This window comes from Streptomyces sp. NEAU-W12 (assembly GCF_026242095.1).
Classification (GTDB): Bacteria; Actinomycetota; Actinomycetes; order Streptomycetales; family Streptomycetaceae; genus Streptomyces.
Map to the genome: position 1 here is coordinate 207,132 of NZ_JAPJDM010000003.1, position 18,923 is coordinate 226,054.

Genomic DNA, 18,923 nt, shown 5'->3' on the forward strand with positions numbered 1-18,923 from the left:
CCGGTCAGGGCAGCGGGGTGCGGTGCAGGTTGATGAGCAGACGCCAGACCCGCTGCGCGATCCCGGTGGGCGTGGCCTCGATGGAGCCGTGCAGCCAGTCGGCGAGAACTCCGGTGAAGGTCGCGGCCACGGCCGAGGCCACCAGGTCCGGCTCCGGCGCACCGGCCAGGGCGCGCTCGGTGCGGCTGCGGGCGCGCAGATCCTGGTGGAGGACACGGCCGAGGGGGCCGCTGCCGCCCGGGCGCAGCAGTTCCCGGTAGAGCCCGGCGTGCGGGGCGAGACGGTCGAAGAAGGCGAGCAGGGCGGGCGGAGGGCTCCCGGGATCGGGTGTGCCGCGCCACGCGTGCAGGGCGTCCACGGCTTCGCGGACGATATCGGCGCACACGTCGACGGCGAGTGCCTCCAGGTCGGCGTAGTGGAGGTAGAAGGTGGCGCGGCCGACTCCCGCCCGGCGCACCAGAGCGGCGACGCTGACCTCCGCCAACGGCCGGTGGGCGCACTCCTCGAGCAGGGCCCGGCCCAGCTTGGCCCGCGTCCGTGCCGTACGGGGGTCCGCCCGCACGTCGGTCACCGGGCGAGCAGAACGGCGGCGAGCGCCAGGGCCCCGGGCGCTGCCTGGGCCATGAGGATCCGCCGGTTGGTGGTGAGTCCGCCGTACAGTCCGGCGACGAGCACGCAGACGAGGAAGAAGACCTGGACCCGGAACCCGGTCGGATCCTCCGCGATCAGAGCCCAGATCAGCCCGGCGGCCAGGAACCCGTTGTAGAGGCCCTGGTTCGCGGCGAGCGGGGCAGTGGCACGGGCCATGGCCGCGTCGAAGCCGGAGAGCTTGCGGCCCGGCCCCCTCTCCCACAGGAACATCTCCAGAACCAGGAAGTACGCGTGCAGCGCGGCCACCAGCCCCACCAGCACGTTCGCGGTCGTCTCCATCGGGTGCCCCCGTCTCCAGGCGTCATGGACAGGTGTCCAATATATATGGACCCCTGTCCATTAAGTCTGAGTGGGGTGACAGCCACCGCCGCGTCCGCGTCCGCTGCAGCGTGTCCACCGCAAGAAGGAAATGCGGGCCGCCTGCGAGAAGTCCGCCCGACGCCCGCGCGGCCGGCTGGGGACCCGGTGACACCGCCCCCCGGACGGGGCCGAGAGGTGATCAGGCACCCCGCACACGTGAGAGCCCTGTCGTCCCGAAGGAACCGGCAGGGCTCTCACGACCGCACGTGCGTCAGACGCTCCGCTCCGAGAGGGCCGCCCTGACGAACCATGACCTGCACGGATGGACCTCCCGTCGGCCCCATCGGCACGGCCCGGCCCACCACCCGCACGCCTCACCCGACCACCCCTCAGCACACGGCCCCGCTCACGGACCGGGCCTTTGCGATGCGCTTCACCTCCACACCGCGCGGAGCCCGTCCCGCCCCGCCCCGCGGCCCCGTGGGCGAGGCCCACGGCGCTCAGGTCCCCGACGACGGCTCCGTGACCGTCGGGGGTCGTGTCCTGGCCCCGCCCTCGTCTCCCCGGGGTCCCGGGGGACCGCCGTCCGGGCCGCCGGAAAATGCGGCGACGGGAGAGGGGGCGACCGGCTAGGTTCCTGAGTGTTCTCAGGGGGATCACATGACCAGGCTGAACCAGATCATCGCCGTCGAAAAGGGCGTCAAGAGCAAGGCCGTCCAGGACGTCAACGGGGCGCACCAGAAGATGCAGAAGCCGGCGCTGCTCGCCGGGATCTCGCGTACGTACCAGCCCAAGGACGAGGAGGGCGAGCAGCTGCCGCCCGAGTCCACGCGGGTGCAGGTGCAGGGCGAGGACGTGCTGCGCGAGATGGCGGCCTCGCTGACCCGGCTGTTCGACGTGACGGCGACCAAGGACTGGGCGAATTGCACGGCCCGCGCGGACGTCACCGTCGAGGGGCGGACCGTCCTCGCCGAAGTCCCGGTCGGCTACCTCCTCTTCCTGGAGAAGCAGCTCACCGAGCTGCACGCCTTCGTCCGGAAGCTCCCCACGCTCGACGCCGCCGAGTCCTGGTCCCACGACCCGTCCACGGACTGGTGGAAGACGGACCCGGTCCGCACGATCCGTACCAGGAAGGTCCCCCGCAACCACGTCAAGGCCGAGGCGACCGAGAAGCACCCGGCGCAGGTCGAGGTGTACTACGAGGACGTGCCCATCGGGTACTGGACGACCGTGAAGTTCTCCGGGGCGCTTCCGGCGCGGCGGGTGAACGAGCTGGTGGAGCGGGTCGAGAAGCTCCAGCAGGCGGTCAAGTTCGCCCGCGAGGAGGCCAACGCCACCGAGGTCACCGACCAGCGGGCCGGCGACGCGGTGTTCGGCTACCTGTTCGGCTGACGCCGGGCCTGTGCAGCCTCCATGATCGCCCCCGCGTGCGAGCGCGGGGGTGCGCGACGGCGCGGGCCGGACCTGAGGACCGGTCCGCGCGACGAGCGCAAGCTGAAACTGACGTTCAGCCTGAAGAAACGGCGTTCCGCACGTGGAAGCCGTATCAATCTCAGACTCTCGCTCCAGTCTCAGCATCGCCGCCGATCGCCGGAACGACCGGGGAAGGACGACTGCCGTCGGATGCGAGTTCAATTCTCGCCTGCACCTCTGCCTGGTGCGGTAGTTCAAAGGAAGAACACGACGGCCTGATGACTGATCCTTCCTCTTAAACGCGCCGGCGTGCGCAATGAGGTGGCATCCCCAGGGGCCCGGGAGCTGGATACGACTCCCGGGCCCCGTCACGTCCGGGCTGTGCTGTCGGCCGTCGGCTGTCGCCCGTGCCGTGTCCCGCGGTGCTTCGTCCGTCGCGGGATCACATCGGCGGGTTGCCGTGTTTGCGTTCCGGGAGGCGGGCGTTCTTGGTGCGGAGCATGGCCAGGGAGCGGATGAGGACCGTGCGGGTTTCCGCCGGGTCGATGACGTCGTCGACCAGGCCGCGTTCGGCCGCGTAGTACGGGTGCATCAGCCCGGCCTTGTACTCCTTGATCAGGCGGGCCCGGGTGGCGCCCGGGTCGTCGGAGGCGGCGATCTCGCGGCGGAAGACGACGTTGGCGGCTCCCTCCGCGCCCATCACCGCGATCTCGTTCGTCGGCCAGGCGAAGGACAGGTCGGCGCCGATGGAGCGGGAGTCCATGACGATGTAGGCGCCGCCGTAGGCCTTGCGGACGACCAGGGAGATGCGGGGGACGGTCGCGTTGCAGTAGGCGTACAGGAGCTTGGCGCCGTGACGGATGATGCCGCCGTGCTCCTGGTCGACGCCGGGCAGGAAGCCGGGGACGTCGACCAGGGTGACCAGGGGGATGTTGAAGGCGTCGCAGGTCTGTACGAAGCGTGCGGCCTTCTCGGAGCCGTGGATGTCGAGGACGCCGGCGAGTGCGGCGGGCTGGTTGGCGACCAGGCCCACGACCTGGCCGTCCAACCGGGCCAGTGCGCACACCACGTTGCGGGCCCAGGCCTCGTGGACCTCGAAGTAGTCGCCGTCGTCGACGATCTCCTCTATCACCCCGCGCATGTCGTAGGCCTGTTGGGGGTCGGCCGGGACCAGCGTCGCCAGCGTCTCGGTGCGGCGGTCGGCGGGGTCGTCGGACCGTACGGCGGGGGGCAGTTCGCGGTTGTTCTGGGGGAGCAGCGAGAGCAGGTGGCGGACGTCGGCCAGGCATTCGGCCTCGTCGTCGTGGGCGAAGCCGGAGACGCCGGAGAGCGAGGAGTGCACGTCGGCGCCGCCGAGGCCGTCATGGGTGATCTGCTCGCCGGTGACGGCCTGGACGACGTCCGGGCCCGTGATGAACATCTGGGAGGTGCCGCGCACCATGAACACGAAGTCGGTCAGGGCGGGGGAGTAGGCGGCGCCGCCCGCACACGGGCCGAGGACGACGCTGATCTGCGGGATCACCCCGGAGGAGCGGGTGTTGCGGCGGAAGATGCCGCCGTATCCGGCGAGCGCCGTGACCCCCTCCTGGATGCGTGCGCCGGCACCGTCGCTGAGCCCGACGATCGGGGCACCCGCCGCCTCGGCCAGGTCCATCACCTTGTGGATCTTCTCGGCGTGTGCCTCGCCCAGGGCGCCGCCGAAGACCCGGAAGTCGTGGGCGTAGGCGAAGACCGTACGGCCGTGCACCAGGCCCCATCCGATGACGACTCCGTCGCCGTGCGGCCTGCGGTCCTCCAGGCCGAAGCCGGTGGCGCGGTGCCGGCGCAGGGGCTCGATCTCGGTGAACGTGCCGTCGTCGAAGAGGAGTCGCAGCCGCTCGGGCGCGGTGAGCTTGCCCTTGGCATGCTGGCGCAGGGTCGCCGCGGGGTCGGGGCCCCGGCCCAGCTCCTCCTTCAGGCGTGTCAGCTCGTCGGTGGAACGGCGCAGATCGGGAGCGGGCGGCAGAGCGAGGAGCTCGTCGAAGGTCGTCATTGCGGCACCGTAGGGACCGGCCCTCGAAGCCACCGACACGTCTCCTGGAGAGCGGCTCGACCGGCGGTGGACCGGTCGGGAGCACGGCGGCGGGTGCGGGGAGGCCCGCCCTGGCCGGCCGGGGGGCCGAAGGCGGTGCGGGTCAGTCCGCCGCGGCCGGCTGCAGGGCGTGGTCCGGGTCGCCGGAGAGGACCGCCCGGTGGAGCTCCCGGAGCGGTCCGGACGGTTCCAGGCCCAGCTCGCGGACGAGGCTGCCGCGCAGCCGCTGGTAGGCCTCCAACGCACGCCAGCTGCCGCCCGTTCGGTGCAGAGCGCGCATCAACTGTCCGCAGAACCCCTCGTGGAGAGGGTGGCGCGCGGCGAGTACCCGCAGTTCGGGCACCACCTCGGCGTAGCGACCGAGCCGCAGGTCCGCCTCGATGCGCCGCTCCAGGGCGGTGGTGCGCTCCTCGGTCAGCCGCAGCACCTCCAGCTCCAGCGCCGGGCCGGCCGGTACGTCGACCAGGGCCGGCCCCTGCCACAGCGCGAGCGCGCGGCGCAGTGTGGCGGAGGCCGCCCGGTAGTCGCCGACCTCGAAGGCGGTACCGCCGCTCACGGCGAGCCGCTCGAACTCGTGGGCGTCGACCCTGCCCGGCTCCACCTGGAGCAGATAGCCGCCGAAGCGTGTCACCAGGACGTCCTTCGCCCGCCGCGGGTCGCCGTCGAGGGCGGCGGTGATCCGGCGGCGCAGCTGGAGGACGTACGTCTGCAGGGTGGTGGAGGCGCTGCGGGGGATGTGCTCGCCCCAGATCTCCTCCATCAGCGTGGGCACCGACACCACCCGGTCGGCGTGCAGGGCGAGCAGGGCCAGCAGCTGGCGGGGCTTCGCCGCGCTCGGCACCACTGAGACGCCGCGTTCCTGCGCGGCGAGCGAGCCCAGGACCTGGATCTCCATGTGTGTCTCCCCCTTGGGCCACGGCCACCGGTGACGCGTGGCGGCCATATGGTTTCCGTCTCATGAGCGTCACACCGCGGACCGCGCCCGGCCCAGTGAGCGGAGCACGAACCCGGGCATGAAAATTTCATGGGAGGCCGATGACCCGCACACTGACGGACCGGCGAATTCCGGCCGCAGACTTCCGAACCGGGCGCCGATCGCACATTCGATTCGGCACAGCCTGTTCCCAGCGGGGACGTCGCCGGCGCGTGCGCCGCTTCGTCCGTCCACCGGTTTGTTCATCTGCAGGGGGTTGTCATGAACGTTACCGAAAAGCTTGCGGACTTCGTGGAACTGGCCACTCGTACCGGTCTCGAGGACATCTTCACGCCCGGACTCACCACCGTACGCGGCGCGTTCGGCGCGGCGTCGGGTGAACCGGCCGGCGCGGGCGGGGAGTCCGTCAGCGTCGAGAGCCTGAGCTTCGCGGAGCCGGCGGGGGCGGAGTGGTGCATGTGCATCTCCGCGCTCCTCGACGCGCCGACCGCTGCGTGACCGAGGTACAGGCCCCGGGGCACGGCCCGTTCGTGGCGCTCAAGCGCCATGTACGGGCCGTGCCCGCTCCGGGGGAGGCTGTGTTCATGTGGTCCGACACGGACGTGACGGCGGTGCGGGGAGCGGGCGCGAAGGCCCTGGTGTCGCTCCTCGACGGCAGCCGTACCCTGCCCGAACTGCTCCGGGACGCCGCGGCCGCCATGCCCGCCGAGGAGGCGGGCCGGGTCGTACGGCGTCTGGCCGAGGCCAATCTGGTGGGCTACCGCCACACCGCACCGTGCCCGGCCGGCCTCACCGGCACCGGCCCCGCTTCCGCCATCGGCTGCGCGTCCCCGCACTCCGACCGCGAGCCCGCCGAGGCCTACTGGGACCGCGCCGGGCTGGACGGCTTCGTCGCCGAGGGCACCGTGCGCGGCACGCCCGTGGCGCTCATCACCGTGGGGGACGTGGACCGCGACGAGGTGCGCGCCGCCTGCCGTGCCTCCTCGATCACCGCGGTCGACGACGAGGAGGGCGCGGACGCGCCCTTCGCACTCGTCCTCTGCGAGGACTACCTGGCGCCCGGACTGCGCGCGGTCGAAGCCCGGTTGCGCACGCAGGGCCGGCCCTGGCTGCTGGCCAGGCCGTTCGCGGCCGAGCCGTGGACCGGACCGGTCTTCGAACCGGGTGACGCCGCCGCCGCCTGCTGGGACTGCCTCGCCCACCGGCTGCGTGAACACCGCCGGGGCGAACTGACCGCGCGCCGCGCCCTCGGCCTCGACGACCTCCGGGGAGCCGGCGGCCCCGGCGCGGCCCCGTGCCCCGCTCCCGTCCCGCGCCCCGCGCCCTCCCCGGCCGCGGTGCGGGCCCTGGGGCTGCACAGCGCCGTGCTGGAGACGGCCAAGTGGCTGGCGGGACTGCGGAGTCCGGAACAGCGGGCGGTGTGCGTGCTGGACGGCCTCACCCTGCGCACCGGCCACCATCCGGTACGAAGACGCCCGCAGTGCCCGTCCTGCGGCGACCCCGCGCTCGTCGCCGAGCGGACACGCCGCCCGGTGGTGCCGGTGTCCCGTCCCAAGGCCGGCGGGTCCGGCAGCAACGACCGGGCGCTGTCCGCCGAGCAGCTCCTCGCCCGCCACCGCCACCTGGTCGGACCGGTCACCGGCATCGTGACGGACGTACGCCCCATGGCCGGCATGCCCGAGGGACTGCACGCCTACGACTCCGGGCACAACCTCGCCCTCGGCGGTCACTCGCCCGCCGCGGTGAGCCGGGTGCTCAGGTCCCGCAGCTCCGGCAAGGGGGCGACCGCCGTCGAGGCGCGGGCCAGCGCCCTGGGCGAGGCGGTGGAACGCTACTCCGCAGCCCGCCAGGGCGACGAGCTGACGCTCACCGACTCGCTCACCGGCCTCGGCCCGGCCGCCGTCCACCCCAACACCTACCAGCTGTTCCACGAGCGCCAGTACGCCGAACGCGACCGCTGGAACGCCTCCCACACGCCGTTCCACCACGTGTGCGCGCCGTTCGACCCCGGGGCGCCCACCGAGTGGACGCCGGTGTGGTCCCTCACCGCCGGCACCCAGCGGCTGCTGCCCACCGCCACCCTGTACTTCGACACCTCGTCCGGTGGCACCCGGGACGGACTGTGGGCCGACTCCAACGGCAACGCGGCCGGAAGCAGCCTGGAGGACGCCCTGGTGCAGGGGTTCCTCGAACTGGTCGAACGGGACGCGGTGGCCCTGTGGTGGTACAACCGCCTGCGGCTGCCCGGCGTCGACCTGGACGCCTTCGACGAGCCGTGGCTGAGCGGCCTGCGCGACGCCCTCGGCCGGGCCGGGCGCCAGGTGTGGGCCCTCGACCTCACCTCCGACCTGGGCGTCCCCGTGATGGCGGCGGTCTCCCGGGGCGCCGGGGGCACGGACACGGCCGCGCCCGTCCTGTACGGGTTCGGGGCGCACCCCGACCCGCGGCTCGCCCTGCGCCGCGCCCTCACCGAGATGGTCCAGATGCTGCCCGCCGCCGGCCCGCGGGCGACCGCCCCCACCGGCCGCCCGGGGGGCGCCGGAGCCGCCGCCGGACCCCGTACCCCCCGGACCGACGAGCAGCCCCACCTGCTGCCCGACGCGACGCAGCCGGCCCGTACTCCCGGCGCGTGGCGGTGGTCCGGACGCAACGACGACCTGCTCGCCGACATCGAGGAGATCCGCACCCTGGTGGCCGCGCACGGCATGGAGTTGCTGGTGCTCGACCAGACCCGGCCGGACGTGGGGATTCCGGCGGTGAAAGTGCTGGTGCCGGGGCTGCGCCCGTTCTACGCCCGGTTCGCGCCGGGGCGGCTCTACGACGTACCGGTGGGTCTCGGCCACCTCGCACGGCCGCTCGCCTACGAGCAACTCAACCCGTTTCCACTGCTGTTGTAGATCACGTGAAGGTGTTGTACCGGCCCCGGACCCGGCAGGGTCGGCATATAGTTCGGTCACGCATAGTCCCGACATCCATGCGAGGAGTCGACACATGGCGGGCCGTTTCCGGACTTCGGACAACGACCTCCCTCGAGACGACGAGTCGGCGGAAGGGGCGCGTCCGGACCCGGAGGGCGGGCAGCCGCCGGCCGTCGCCGCGAGAGCGGGGCGGGCGCCGGGGTGGTACCACCGGGCCGGGGCACGGGACCTGCTGGCACCCCGGCTCGCCCAGGGAATCAGCGCGGTGGTCTTCTCGGGCTACGGCATCGTCACCCTCCTCAACGTGCAGAACGAGGTGTCGGGCACCAGCGCCCTGATCGTCTGCACCGGGGCGGTCGTCGTGCTCTACGCGGTGCAGTTGCTGCTGATCTCGCCCGGCACCCTCAAATGGTCCGCGCGCCGCAAGACGCTCACCCTCGGCGTGCAGGCGGCCCTGACCCTCGTGCCCGTCCTGTGGGTCGGCGGCGTCTGGGGCAGCACGGCGGGACCCCTCACCGGGTCGATTCTGCTCCTGCTGCCCGGGCGGCTCGCCTGGCCCTGCTACGCCCTCGTCCCGCTGGCGATACTCACCTGGTCGCTCGTGGAGGGTGTGACCGCCCTGGAGGCGGGTTACTACACCATCTCCACAGCGCTGACCGGACTGGTCATCTACGGCCTCACCCGGCTCACCGACCTGGTCCGCGAAGTCCACGACACCCGCGCCGAGATGGCCATGATGGCGGTCACGCAGGAGCGGCTGCGCTTCGCCCGGGACCTGCACGACCTGCTCGGCTACAGCCTCTCCGCGATCACCCTCAAGAGCGAACTGATCCACCGGCTGGTGCCGGTCCACCCCGAGCGGGCCCGCGACGAGGTCGCCTCGGTGCTCGGTGTCGCCCGCCAGGCACTCGCCGACGTACGGCTGGTGGCCAACGGCTACCGGGACATGTCGCTGGAGGCGGAGGCCGCGTCGGTGGCCGAGGTGATGGCGGCGGCGGACGTCGACGTCGGGGTGGACATCCGGTGCGGACGGCTCCACCCCCTGGTGGACACCGCGCTGGCGACCGCCCTGCGCGAGGGCGTCACCAATATTCTCCGTCACAGCAAGGTGGAGTCCTGTACGGTCACGGCCGCGGTCACCGGCGACACCGTCCGTCTCGACCTGGTCAACGACGGGGTCGCCGCCCCGGACCGCTTCCTCGCCCAGGACCGCGGCAGCGGCCTCGGGAACCTGAGCGCCCGGCTCGGCGCGATCGGCGGGAAGCTGACGGCGGGAGTCGTCGAGGACGGCCGGTACCGGCTGACGGCGGTGGCCCCCGTCAGGCCGCCGGCCGGCGCGGAAACGGACCCGTGCCCGCGCGTGGACGAGGCCGCCGACGGCGCGGCCGACCGGAGCGGAGAGGAGGACGGGCCGGCCGTCTGAGTGCCGTGAAAGAATCGGGGGAGCAATGGGGATGGTGAGAATCCTTCTCGCCGAGGACGTGCACATGGTCCGCGGCGCGCTGGTCGCGCTGCTGGAACTGGAACACGATCTTCAGGTCGTCGCGTCGGTGGACCGCGGCGACCTCATCGTGCCGTCCGCGCTCGAGACCCGGCCCGATGTCGCCGTCATCGACATCGACCTGCCCGGCACCGACGGCCTCACCGCCGCCGCGGACCTGCGCATCAGGATGCCGGAGTGCCGCACCCTGATGCTCACCAGCCTGGGCCGGCCCGGCACGCTGCGCCGGGCGATGGCCGCGCGGGTCTCCGGCTTCCTGCTCAAGGACTCCCCGCCCTCCCGGCTGGCCCAGGCGGTGCGCTCGGTCGCCGCGGGCGGACGCGTGATCGATCCCGAACTCGCCCTCACCGCCTGGGAAGCGCCGGACAATCCGCTCTCCCCCCGGGAGACCCAGGTGCTCCGGCTCGCGGCCCGCGGTGCCGACGCGGCGGAGATCGCCGACCAGCTCTACCTGACCCAGGGCACGGTACGGAACTACCTCACCGCCATCGTCGACAAGCTCAACGCCCGCAACCGGATCGACGCCATCCGCATCGCGGAGGAGGCGGGCTGGATCCCGTGAGCGGGGCCGGCCGGTGGCTCATGTGCCCGCCAGCGGGCCGGCGTCGAGCTGGGACAGGACCCCCGCCAGATCCACCGCGTTGCTCCCAGGACCGCGGCACACCGCCAGGCAGGCGGGGCCGCGCGCGCCGGCCATCCGCCGCAGGAAAGGCGTGAGCACCGCCCTGGGGCCGATCTCCACGACGTGGCTGGGCGTCTGCTCGGCCAGCATCCGGCGGGCGGCGTCGGCGAACCGCACCGGCGCCGTGATCTGCTCCGTCCAGTACCCGCCGGCCAGTGGCTCGTCGTAGCGCCGCCCGTACACCGTGGAGTAGTACGGCACGGCCGGCCTGCCGGCCGCCACGTGGCGGGCCGCGTCCGCGAACCGGGACGCCACCGGCTCCATCAGCGGCGAGTGGAAGGCGTGCGTCACCTGGAGGAAGGTGCCGGCGATACCGACCGCCGCGAGCCGCTCCCGGACCCGCTCCAGAGCGTCGACCGCACCGGAGAGCACCGTGGCGCGCGCCGCGTTGAACGCGCCGACCGACACCTCCGGCTCGCCCACGGCCGCCTCCGCGGCCTCGAACGGGCTGGCGCAGGTCGCCATCATCCCGCCGCCGGACGGCAGGTACTGCATGCAGGCGCCCCGCGAGCACACCAGCCGGGCAGCTTCCTCCAGGGACAGCGCCCCGGCGACCACTGCCGCCGCGACCTCACCGGTGCCGTGCCCCAGTACGGCCGCCGGACGCACCCCCTCCTCCTCGAGGAGGGTCATCGCCAGGGCGTACTGGACGGCGAACAGCGCGGGCTGGGTCAGCGCCGTCTGGTGCACCCGCGGATCACCGCAGAGAATCAACTCCCGTACGGAACGGCCGAGGCCCGGGGCGATCGCCTCGTCGGCCGCCGCGAGGTGACGCCGGTAGGCGCTCAGGGCCTCGTGCAGGCCGGCCGCCATCCGCGGGTGCTGGCAGCCCTGGCCGGTGAACACGAACACCGCCCGGACCCGGCCCGGTTCGCGTCCCATGCCGTGCCGCATCGCCAGATGGCGGGCGAGGTCACGGACGGTCGGATGGGCCCAGATGTCCGCCGGGTCGAGCAGGGAGCCGAACTCCTCCTCGATGTCCCCGAACAGACCGAGCAGAGCGACCGAGTCGAGCCCCCACGCGGACAGTTCCTCGTCCTCGCCGACCACCCTTCGCGCGTACCCGCCGATCCGTTCGGCGAGCCAGGCGGCGAAGTCCCCCTCGCCGGGATCGCCCGGTGCCGTTGCGCTCACGTCCTGCCCCTTCCCTGCCGTCGACGACCTGCCCCCGCACGCTGGTCCGCGCGTGTGCCTCCTCCACCGGTCCGGCGCGCTCCCCGCGGGAGGGCGGCGCGCGGACCGCTACCCCCGGCCCGACGGCACCATGAGGTCCTCGTCGAGGTACTGGTACATGGGCCGCAGCCCGCCGTTCAGGAACAGCCGGCGCATCGCCGACCGCTCGACCTTCCCGCTGGTGGTGCGGCGGACGGTGCCGGGCCGTACCAGCAGCACGCCCGCCACGGACACCTCGAACTCCTCGGTCAGACACCGCCGTACGTCCGACGCGAGCTCCTCAAGGTCCAGTGCGTACCGCCGGTGGGTGCGCAGCTCCTGGACGAGGACCACGCGTTCGCGTTCCCCGGGCACCGAGAACGCGCTGCCCGTGCCGAACAGGGTGCTGACCCGTTGGACGGTGCGCTCCAGGTCCTGCGGATACAGGTTCCGCCCGGCGACCACGATCACGTCCTTCAACCGGCCGGTGACATGGAGGTGCCCGCCGGCCAGCGCGCCCAGGTCTCCGGTGCGCAGCAGGCCGCCGGTCCCGTCGGCCGTCACGGACCCGAAGCGTTCCGCGGTCGCTGCCGGGTCGCGCCAGTAACCGCGGGCCACCCCCGGGCCGCGCACCCAGATCTCGCCCACCTCCCCGTCCGGCAGCACCCCGCGCGTGTCCGGGTCCACGATCAGCACCTCTCCTGCCGCACCTGCCGCGGTGCCGCAGGACGACAGGGTGCGCGCGGGCCGTCCCGCGCGGGGCGCGTCGAGCCGGCCGTTCTCCAACGCCTTTGCGTCGACGGTCAGTTCGCCGTCGGCAGCCGGACCGCCGGAGATCAGCAGCGTCGCCTCCGCCAGCCCGTAGGCGGTACGCATCGCCTCCGGGCGCAGACCCGCCCCCGCGAACCGTTCCACGAACGCCTGCCGGGTCTCGGCCCGTACCGGCTCCCCGCCGGAGACCGCCACCCGCCAGCCGGACAGGTCCAGCCCGCCGAGCTGCTCGTCGGTGACCCGCCGCGCGCACAGGTCGTACGCGAAGTCGGGGGCGCCGCTCACCTCGATGCCGTAGCGCCCGACGGCCTCCAGCCACCGCACGGGACGCCGCACGAAGGCCTCGGGGGACAGCACCACCGAGGTCGCGCCGAGCCACAGCGGGTGCAGCAACTGCCCCACCAGTCCCATGTCGTGGTGGAACGGCAGCCAGCCGCCGATCCGCGACCCGGGGCCCGCACCGAGCAGCTCCGCCAGCGCCTCCTGGTTGGCGAGGAGGTTGCCGTGGGTGACGACCACCCCGTGCGGGCTGCCCGTCGAGCCGGAGGTGAACTGCAGATACGCCACCGAGTCCCGGTCGAGCACGGGCAACCGCAGGTCGGCGGGCCCGGACACCGCGTCGGCGGCGAGGCACGGCACCGAGCCGTGGCCGTGCCTCGCCAGCAGCCGGGACACATCGGGGGCCAGCGCGGCGTCGGTGAGCGCGGCCCGGGGCGACGTCAGCCGCACGATGCCCGCGACCCGCTCCTCGTGATGGCTGTGGCCCCCCGACGGAGGGACGGGCACGGCGACCGCACCCGCGTACAGACAGGCCAGGAACGACACGGCGAACTGACGCGGCGAGGCGTGCAGCAGGAGCACCGGCTCCCCCGCCGCGCCGTCGGCCAGCAGCCGGCCGGCGAGGCGGCGGGCCGAGGCGTCGAGCGTGCGGTAGGTGACCGTGGCGGGACGACCGTGTTCGTCGCTGTCGGGCAGCAGGAGCAGGGCGACGCGATCAGGCGTCCGCCCGGTTCTTTCGGTGAGCACTTCGGTGAAGGTGCGATAGCCGGTCATTCGGGACCCCCATGCGTGTCGTACGGGTGCGGGCGCTCCCCGTCATCGGCGCCCGTGCCACCCGCTCCACGACCGTATGCGCGCTGTCTTGAAGGGCACTTGACCGCTGCTGGGCCGCCGGGCCTGCGAGGTGGGCGGAGGACGGCCGGAGCACGGTCGGAAGGAGGGCGGAAGGCGGTTGTCCGGGGCGGGGGCGCCGCGGACCGGTGGAGCGCCGGCGGGCGGTCAGCAGGGCGCCGTCCAGCCGACGCGCGGGCGGCTGCGGGCGGGGGCGCCCCAGGGGGCCCGCGGGGCCGTGCCCGGGGTGCCGGCCTGCTGCTCCCGGACCTCCAGCGCACGCAGACGGGCGAGGAGCACGGCGGTCAGGGCGGCGAGTTCGACGGCGTCGGGACACCCGCGGACGACGCGGAGGGCGGGAGGTCCGTCGGCCGTCGGCGGGGCGGGCGCGGTGGGCTCGGTGGGCTCGTCCATGCCGCCGGATGGTGCCGCCGGGCCCTCGAGAAGCACTCGGGACCGGGCGGCGGAGGGGAGGGGCGAGGGACGGGCCGAAGAGGCGCGAGGGGAGGCGCCGGGGGCCTGCCCGGCGGATCGGCCGGAGACGACGGGCGGTATCCGTCCGGCCGGGGCGGGCCGGGGCTGGTGCGTGCGGCCGCACGGCGCGGGAGGGCGTCGACGCGACGGGGGAGCCGGCAACCGACGACAACGCCGCCGGGGCACCCCCTGCTCGAAGAGCCCGGGGGAGAGCGTGCCGGCCCTCGCGTCTCCGGCATGGTCCGCCGGACGAGCCCCGGGCGGGAAGGCGCACAGGCCGGTTCAGCAGGCCGGGGGGGTGATCCGGTCGACGGGGTGGGCCAGTTCGACCGTGATGTGGGCCGTGGCGGCCAGCCTGGCGCGGTGGGTCCCGTACCCCTCGCTCGTGCGGGCGTGTTCGCAGGCGGAGGTCTCCAGCCACCACAACAGGCCGGTGTAGACCCGTGGATCGGCCACCGAGCGCAGCAGGTCGCTGCCGCCGAAGGCCCCGTCCGACACGCACTGGCCGACCAGCGAACCGAAGGCCAGCTCGAACCGCTCCGTGCCGCCCGTCACCACAGCGCGGACCAGCACCAGCCGTTCGGCGTCGGCCGGAGAGCTGTTCACGGCCATCCGGCCCACGCTGACCAGCAGTTCCGCCTCCGACCGGAGGGTGGTCACGAGAGCGCGCGGACCGGTCGGCGCCGCCGGGTCCTGGTGCACCACCCGCAGCAGCCGGTCCAGGCCGGTCCACCGCTCGAGGTGCACATACGCGCCGGGCCGGTCCGTCAGGGCCACCGTCACCCGGGAGACGAACCCCTTGCGGGACTCGCGGCGGCGGGCGTACCCGAGGAGTTCACGCTCGAACACCGGCCCCGCGGCCCTGGTCGTGAAGCGTTCCACGACGGTCAGTTCCCGGTCGCTCCCGCGCTGGGACACCAGCCCTCACCCCCTCCTGGCCCCGTGTGCGTGCACCCCTGGGCGCATCCGACCACACCCCGCTCGAGTCCCGCTCGAGCACGGACGGAGCGCCCCGCGCACGAGAGTTCCTCGAGGCTCCACCGAGCCGCCCGCACGACCGTGGCCTTCCCCGATCCGCAGGAGGGACCGCACACATGAGCGCGTCCAGGACCCACGGCAGCACCGTCACCCGAGTCGTACGCGAGCGGCTGCTACGGCCGGTCTGGAACTCCCTGGTGGCTTACGGAGCGATCTGGCTCCCCCCCGACCAGAACCCGTTCTGGCAGCAGTACCGGTACGAGGCCGCACCGGAGCAGCGCCCGGTGACCCCGGAGCCCGTTCCCGGCGGGAACGACACGACCGAGTCTGGCCGGACGACCTTGAGCGCGTCTTGAGCCGTACCGCTCGCCCAGAGGCCCGCGAGGGCCACGACGAGGACGGAGGAACGCCATGACCACGGCGGTGACCACGGCGGCGGACCGGGCGGACTCCTCGGAAGCCGCCGTCCAGGAACGCATCGCCCGGCTCGAGCACGGCTTCGCGGACCTCGACGATCCGGGCAACCCGCTCGGCCTCCAGCAGTTCCTCGTCGCGGACGCGGACCGGCGCCTGCTGCCCGCCGCCGAACGGCTGCTCGACGCCTTCGGGCTGAACGCCGAGTTCGTGCCCGGGGAACTGGGCGGCCGGCTCGACCGGCTGGACGCACTGGCGCGGGTGCTGCGCGTCGTGTTCCGGCGCGACGCGGCCCTCGGCCTCGGCCACGGGCTGACCTCGTACCTGGCCGCCGCCGTCGTCTGGGCGGGCGGATCCGCGCGCCAGCGCCGGGAGACCGCCGGGCTGCTGCTCGACGGCGGCCGGATGGCCTGTGCCTACCCCGAGCCGCCCCAGGGCAACGACTTCCTGCGCAACCGGCTCACCGCGCTGCCGGACGGCACCGGCCACCGCCTCAGCGGCCGCAAGGAGGCCGTCAACAACGCGGGCCGCGCCGACGCGCTCGTGCTGTTCGCGCACACCCCGGACGGGCTGAGCGCCTTCCTCGCACCGGGCCCGGCCGACACCGCGGGCCGGGGCCGGGAGGTGGCGCTGCTGCCCCGCCGGCCGACGGCCGGAGTACGCGGCTGCGCCATCGAAGGACTCGCCTTCGACCGGTACCCGCTGCCCCCCGGAGGCCTCGTCGGAGCGGTCGGGGACGGGGCCCGCCTCGCCGAGCGGGCCTTCTCGCTCACCCGGGGCGCCGGCCTGTCGATGGCGCTGGGCTGCGCCGACACGGCGCTGCGCACCACGGTCGCGTTCGCCCGCGCGCACCGCTCCCGCAGCCGCGCCTCCCTGCACTCGGCCCGCACCCGGACCGCGCTGGTCAACGCCTTCACGGACCTGCTCGTCTGCGACTGCCTCTCGCTGGTCGCGACCCGGGCGGCGCATGTGCTGCCCCGCGAGAGCCGGACGCTGGCCGCCGTGGCCAAGTACCTGCTGCCGACGGTCCTCACCGAGACGATGGACGACCTGTCGATCGTGCTCGGCGCCGAGTCCTACGCCCCCGACGGCAGTTACGGTGCCTTCCGTAAGACCGCCCGCGACCTGCCGATGATCGGCCTCGGCAGTGCGGGCGCCTCGGCGAGCAGAGGAGTGCTCGTCGCCCAGCTGCTGCGGCTGCCCTCGCTCACCGGGGCCGCCGCCACCGACGCGCCGGCCGTGCTGTTCCGTCCGTTCGACGCCGGCCTGCCGCCCTGCCGCCCCGAGGACCTCGAACCCGCCCCCGACCGGGACTCGTTGCTCGACAGCATCGAGGCCTCGGCACGGGAGGCGGACGGCACCGCCTCCGGCGGGCGGAGGACGTACGGCGGTGCGTACGGGGGTGCGCCGACGGAGGCCGCCGGGGTCCTCGTGGCCCACCTGCGCGAGCTGCGCGCACACTGCGCCGAACTCGCCGCCCGGCCCGCCGGCCGCCCCGTGAGCCCCCGCGCCTACGCGCTGGCCGACCGGTACGCCCTGATCGTCGCCGGTGCCGCCTGCCTCGGCGTCTGGCGCCACCGCCCGCCCGGCGGTTTCCTGGCCGACCCGGTCTGGGCGGCCATGACGCTCACCCGCATCGCCGGCCGCCTCGGCACACCGGCGGTCCGCCCACCCGCGTCCGCCGCCGACCACATGCTCACCGAACTCCTCCACCGCTTCGACGACGCCCGCAGTTACGACCTGTACTCCACCGCGATCGGCCGCTAGGGCCTCTCGTGGACATCCCTCGTGGCGAAAGGACGGTGGCGTGATGCGGCCCGTGCGGCAGTGGGGGCCGGAGGAGTCCTGGGAGGACGTGTGCCGGGCCGTGGTGGAGCAGGGGACCTGCGTGGTGCACGCGCTGGTCGACGACTGGACGCCCTCCGGGGGGCGGGACCCGCGTGCGCTGGCCGCCGACCTCGGGGCGGACCACGAGCGGTACGCGCGGATGCCCGCCTCGCGCAACCGGGACCGGTTCGTCGCCTCCCGGTTGCTGCTCAAGTCCGCGGCCAGTGCCGTCCTCGGCACCCTGCCCCGCGAGCTGGAGCTGGCGTACAAGCCCGGTGGACGTCCGTACCTGCGCGGCATCGACCAGCTCGACGTCGGGCTCAGCCACACCGACGGGCTGCTCGTCGTGGGACTGACCCGGTTCGGCCGGATCGGCGTGGACACCGAACCGGCCGACCGCCGGATGCTGGAACTCGGCACCGAGCTCAAGGCCTGCACCCCGTTCGAACTGGAGGCCCTCGAGCGGATGCCCGCCGAGCGGCGCAACCGCGAACTGGTACGGCTGTGGACGCTGAAGGAGGCCTACAGCAAGGCGATCGGCCAGGGGCTGCGGCTGCGCTTCACCGAGTTCGGCTTCGGGCCGCAGGGCGAGCGGCTGAGCGTGCTGCGGCCCGACGGCACACCCGGCACCGGGCGGGACTGGTCGTTCCACAGTTGGCTGGTCGAGGACGCCTACACCGTCAGCGCCGCCGTCCACGACCCCGGCTTCGGCGACCGCCCGCAGCCCGGCGCCGGCCTGCCGCTGCTGCCCGTGCTTCCGGACCCGCGCTCCAGCGCCAGTTGAGCGGTGACCGAGGACCTGCGGTGACGCTTCGGTTCGCGCATCTGACCGAAAAGATGCGGAACAAAGGGGGATCCGGGTGCAGCGCTATCTCGCGGTCCGGCCGGTGTCCGGCACAGGCATCCGGCTGTTCTGCTTCCACCACGCGGGAGCCGGAGCCCTGGCCTTCGCCGGCTGGCAGCGCAGGGTCGGCCCCGGGGTGTCCGTCCTGCCGGTACGGCTGCCCGGCCGGGAGACCCGGCGCCGGGAGGACCGGATCACCGACGCCGCCCGGCTGGTCGAGGAACTGCAGGACGACCTCGGCCCCCTGCTGGACGAGCCGCACGCGTTCTACGGGCACAGCATGGGGGCGCTGGTCGCCTACCGCTTCGCCCAGCACCGCGCGCACACCGGCCAGCGGCCGCCCCGGCTGCTGGCCGTCGGTGCCTGTTCCGCGCCGCACCTGCCCGCACCGCTGCTGCAGACCCTGCTCCGTCCCGAACTCCCCGACGAGGAACTGATCCTCTCCCTCGGCGGCCACGACAGCATTCCGGCGCCGCTGCGCGACCGGATCGGCTGGCTCACCGCCACCCTCGCCACCCTGCGGGCCGATCTGGCACTCGCGCAGAACCTGCGGCAGGCGCCCGTCACCGGACTGCCCTGCCCCCTCGACGCCTACGCCGGAGAGGCCGACCCCCTGGTCCCGGACACGGAGGCGCGGGCATGGAAGCACTGCACCCTGCACCGTTTCCGGTTCCGTCCCGTCCGCGGCACGCACTTCTTCGTACGGGGCCGTGACGTGCCCCGCGCGGTGGGGGAGGCCCTGCGGTGTGACGGGGACCCGACGACAGAACCCGGGACCGCGCCGGCGGAGACCCCGCGGCCGGACCTCGCGCGCCAGGACACCGCCCGCCACGACGCGGCACCGCACCGGGCCGGCCCCCGGCCGGCCCACGGCTGATCCCGG

Annotated in this window: 17 protein-coding genes; 9 read left to right on the forward strand and 8 right to left on the reverse strand. The window is 73.9% G+C overall.

Features of this window, described 5'->3' with window-relative positions:
• Nucleotides 1–4: 4 nt before the first annotated feature.
• Together ORI94_RS05210 and ORI94_RS05215 are read right to left on the reverse strand one after the other, a co-directional pair.
• The gene (locus tag ORI94_RS05210) at nt 5–562 is read right to left on the reverse strand and encodes a TetR/AcrR family transcriptional regulator (RefSeq protein WP_266073221.1); all 558 of its coding nucleotides are present in this window, start codon (nt 560–562) and stop codon (nt 5–7) included.
• A gap of 5 nt (nt 563–567) precedes the next feature.
• Nucleotides 568–930: a DUF1304 domain-containing protein gene (locus tag ORI94_RS05215; RefSeq protein ID WP_266072889.1), complete on the reverse strand. Its 363-nt coding sequence runs from the start codon at nt 928–930 to the stop codon at nt 568–570.
• 681 nt (nt 931–1,611) lie between these two features.
• On the opposite strand from ORI94_RS05215, the gene ORI94_RS05220 reads away from it, so the two are divergent.
• The gene (locus tag ORI94_RS05220; RefSeq protein ID WP_266072890.1) at nt 1,612–2,343 is read left to right on the forward strand and encodes a hypothetical protein; all 732 of its coding nucleotides are present in this window, start codon (nt 1,612–1,614) and stop codon (nt 2,341–2,343) included.
• Between the two features lie 463 nt (nt 2,344–2,806).
• Here the strand turns inward: ORI94_RS05220 and ORI94_RS05225 are convergent, their stop codons facing one another.
• Both ORI94_RS05225 and ORI94_RS05230 read right to left on the reverse strand, forming a co-directional pair.
• Nucleotides 2,807–4,396, reverse strand: a complete 1,590-nt coding sequence (locus tag ORI94_RS05225) for an acyl-CoA carboxylase subunit beta (RefSeq protein ID WP_266072892.1) — start codon at nt 4,394–4,396, stop codon at nt 2,807–2,809.
• A gap of 142 nt (nt 4,397–4,538) precedes the next feature.
• Complete coding sequence (locus ORI94_RS05230) at nt 4,539–5,330, reverse strand: AfsR/SARP family transcriptional regulator (RefSeq protein WP_266072893.1); 792 nt, start codon at nt 5,328–5,330, stop codon at nt 4,539–4,541.
• A gap of 300 nt (nt 5,331–5,630) precedes the next feature.
• Between ORI94_RS05230 and ORI94_RS05235 the strand changes: the two genes are divergently transcribed.
• The 4 genes from ORI94_RS05235 to ORI94_RS05250 all read left to right on the forward strand — a co-directional run bounded on the left by ORI94_RS05235 (nt 5,631) and on the right by ORI94_RS05250 (nt 10,350).
• Nucleotides 5,631–5,867: a hypothetical protein gene (locus tag ORI94_RS05235; protein WP_266072894.1), complete on the forward strand. Its 237-nt coding sequence runs from the start codon at nt 5,631–5,633 to the stop codon at nt 5,865–5,867.
• Nucleotides 5,864–8,266 (forward strand): TOMM precursor leader peptide-binding protein, encoded by a 2,403-nt coding sequence (locus tag ORI94_RS05240; RefSeq protein WP_266072897.1) that lies wholly within the window; start codon nt 5,864–5,866, stop codon nt 8,264–8,266. Before ORI94_RS05235 ends, ORI94_RS05240 begins: the two co-directional genes overlap by 4 nt.
• A 94-nt stretch (nt 8,267–8,360) precedes the next feature.
• Nucleotides 8,361–9,710 carry a sensor histidine kinase gene (locus tag ORI94_RS05245; RefSeq protein ID WP_266072899.1) on the forward strand — a complete coding sequence of 450 codons (1,350 nt, stop codon included), beginning with the start codon at nt 8,361–8,363 and terminating at the stop codon, nt 9,708–9,710.
• Nucleotides 9,711–9,741: 31 nt separating this feature from the next.
• Nucleotides 9,742–10,350, forward strand: coding sequence for a response regulator transcription factor (locus tag ORI94_RS05250; RefSeq protein WP_266072901.1), 609 nt, complete (start codon nt 9,742–9,744; stop codon nt 10,348–10,350).
• An 18-nt stretch (nt 10,351–10,368) separates the two neighbouring features.
• Here the strand turns inward: ORI94_RS05250 and ORI94_RS05255 are convergent, their stop codons facing one another.
• The 4 genes from ORI94_RS05255 to ORI94_RS05275 all read right to left on the reverse strand — a co-directional run bounded on the left by ORI94_RS05255 (nt 10,369) and on the right by ORI94_RS05275 (nt 14,895).
• Entirely contained in the window at nt 10,369–11,604 is a 1,236-nt protein-coding gene (locus tag ORI94_RS05255) for an acyltransferase domain-containing protein (protein ID WP_323056024.1), read from the reverse strand.
• A 108-nt stretch (nt 11,605–11,712) separates the two neighbouring features.
• On the reverse strand, nt 11,713–13,446 hold the full coding sequence (locus ORI94_RS05265) for a fatty acyl-AMP ligase (protein ID WP_266072903.1): 1,734 nt from the start codon (nt 13,444–13,446) through the stop codon (nt 11,713–11,715).
• A 225-nt stretch (nt 13,447–13,671) separates the two neighbouring features.
• Nucleotides 13,672–13,917, reverse strand: a complete 246-nt coding sequence (locus ORI94_RS05270) for an acyl-CoA carboxylase epsilon subunit (RefSeq protein WP_266072905.1) — start codon at nt 13,915–13,917, stop codon at nt 13,672–13,674.
• Nucleotides 13,918–14,259: 342 nt separating this feature from the next.
• Nucleotides 14,260–14,895 carry a hypothetical protein gene (locus tag ORI94_RS05275; protein ID WP_266072906.1) on the reverse strand — a complete coding sequence of 212 codons (636 nt, stop codon included), beginning with the start codon at nt 14,893–14,895 and terminating at the stop codon, nt 14,260–14,262.
• A gap of 176 nt (nt 14,896–15,071) precedes the next feature.
• On the opposite strand from ORI94_RS05275, the gene ORI94_RS05280 reads away from it, so the two are divergent.
• The 4 genes from ORI94_RS05280 to ORI94_RS05295 all read left to right on the forward strand — a co-directional run bounded on the left by ORI94_RS05280 (nt 15,072) and on the right by ORI94_RS05295 (nt 18,917).
• Complete coding sequence (locus ORI94_RS05280) at nt 15,072–15,311, forward strand: hypothetical protein (RefSeq protein ID WP_266072908.1); 240 nt, start codon at nt 15,072–15,074, stop codon at nt 15,309–15,311.
• Nucleotides 15,312–15,366: 55 nt separating this feature from the next.
• Complete coding sequence (locus ORI94_RS05285; protein ID WP_266072910.1) at nt 15,367–17,136, forward strand: acyl-CoA dehydrogenase family protein; 1,770 nt, start codon at nt 15,367–15,369, stop codon at nt 17,134–17,136.
• A gap of 43 nt (nt 17,137–17,179) precedes the next feature.
• Complete coding sequence (locus ORI94_RS05290) at nt 17,180–17,980, forward strand: 4'-phosphopantetheinyl transferase family protein (RefSeq protein WP_266073224.1); 801 nt, start codon at nt 17,180–17,182, stop codon at nt 17,978–17,980.
• 76 nt (nt 17,981–18,056) lie between these two features.
• Nucleotides 18,057–18,917, forward strand: a complete 861-nt coding sequence (locus ORI94_RS05295; RefSeq protein WP_266072912.1) for a thioesterase II family protein — start codon at nt 18,057–18,059, stop codon at nt 18,915–18,917.
• The last annotated feature ends 6 nt before the right edge of the window (nt 18,918–18,923 follow it).

What these genes read in the sequence shown, in the direction of transcription:
- ORI94_RS05215 (WP_266072889.1), bottom strand. Translation starts at nt 930, where the DNA reads ATGGAGACGACCGCGAACGTGCTGGTGGGGCTGGTGGCCGCGCTGCAC.
- ORI94_RS05220 (WP_266072890.1), top strand. Translation starts at nt 1,612, where the DNA reads ATGACCAGGCTGAACCAGATCATCGCCGTCGAAAAGGGCGTCAAGAGC.
- ORI94_RS05225 (WP_266072892.1), bottom strand. Translation starts at nt 4,396, where the DNA reads ATGACGACCTTCGACGAGCTCCTCGCTCTGCCGCCCGCTCCCGATCTG.
- ORI94_RS05230 (WP_266072893.1), bottom strand. Translation starts at nt 5,330, where the DNA reads ATGGAGATCCAGGTCCTGGGCTCGCTCGCCGCGCAGGAACGCGGCGTC.
- ORI94_RS05235 (WP_266072894.1), top strand. Translation starts at nt 5,631, where the DNA reads ATGAACGTTACCGAAAAGCTTGCGGACTTCGTGGAACTGGCCACTCGT.
- ORI94_RS05245 (WP_266072899.1), top strand. Translation starts at nt 8,361, where the DNA reads ATGGCGGGCCGTTTCCGGACTTCGGACAACGACCTCCCTCGAGACGAC.
- ORI94_RS05250 (WP_266072901.1), top strand. Translation starts at nt 9,742, where the DNA reads ATGGTGAGAATCCTTCTCGCCGAGGACGTGCACATGGTCCGCGGCGCG.
- ORI94_RS05265 (WP_266072903.1), bottom strand. Translation starts at nt 13,446, where the DNA reads ATGACCGGCTATCGCACCTTCACCGAAGTGCTCACCGAAAGAACCGGG.
- ORI94_RS05270 (WP_266072905.1), bottom strand. Translation starts at nt 13,917, where the DNA reads ATGGACGAGCCCACCGAGCCCACCGCGCCCGCCCCGCCGACGGCCGAC.
- ORI94_RS05280 (WP_266072908.1), top strand. Translation starts at nt 15,072, where the DNA reads ATGAGCGCGTCCAGGACCCACGGCAGCACCGTCACCCGAGTCGTACGC.
- ORI94_RS05285 (WP_266072910.1), top strand. Translation starts at nt 15,367, where the DNA reads ATGACCACGGCGGTGACCACGGCGGCGGACCGGGCGGACTCCTCGGAA.
- ORI94_RS05290 (WP_266073224.1), top strand. Translation starts at nt 17,180, where the DNA reads ATGCGGCCCGTGCGGCAGTGGGGGCCGGAGGAGTCCTGGGAGGACGTG.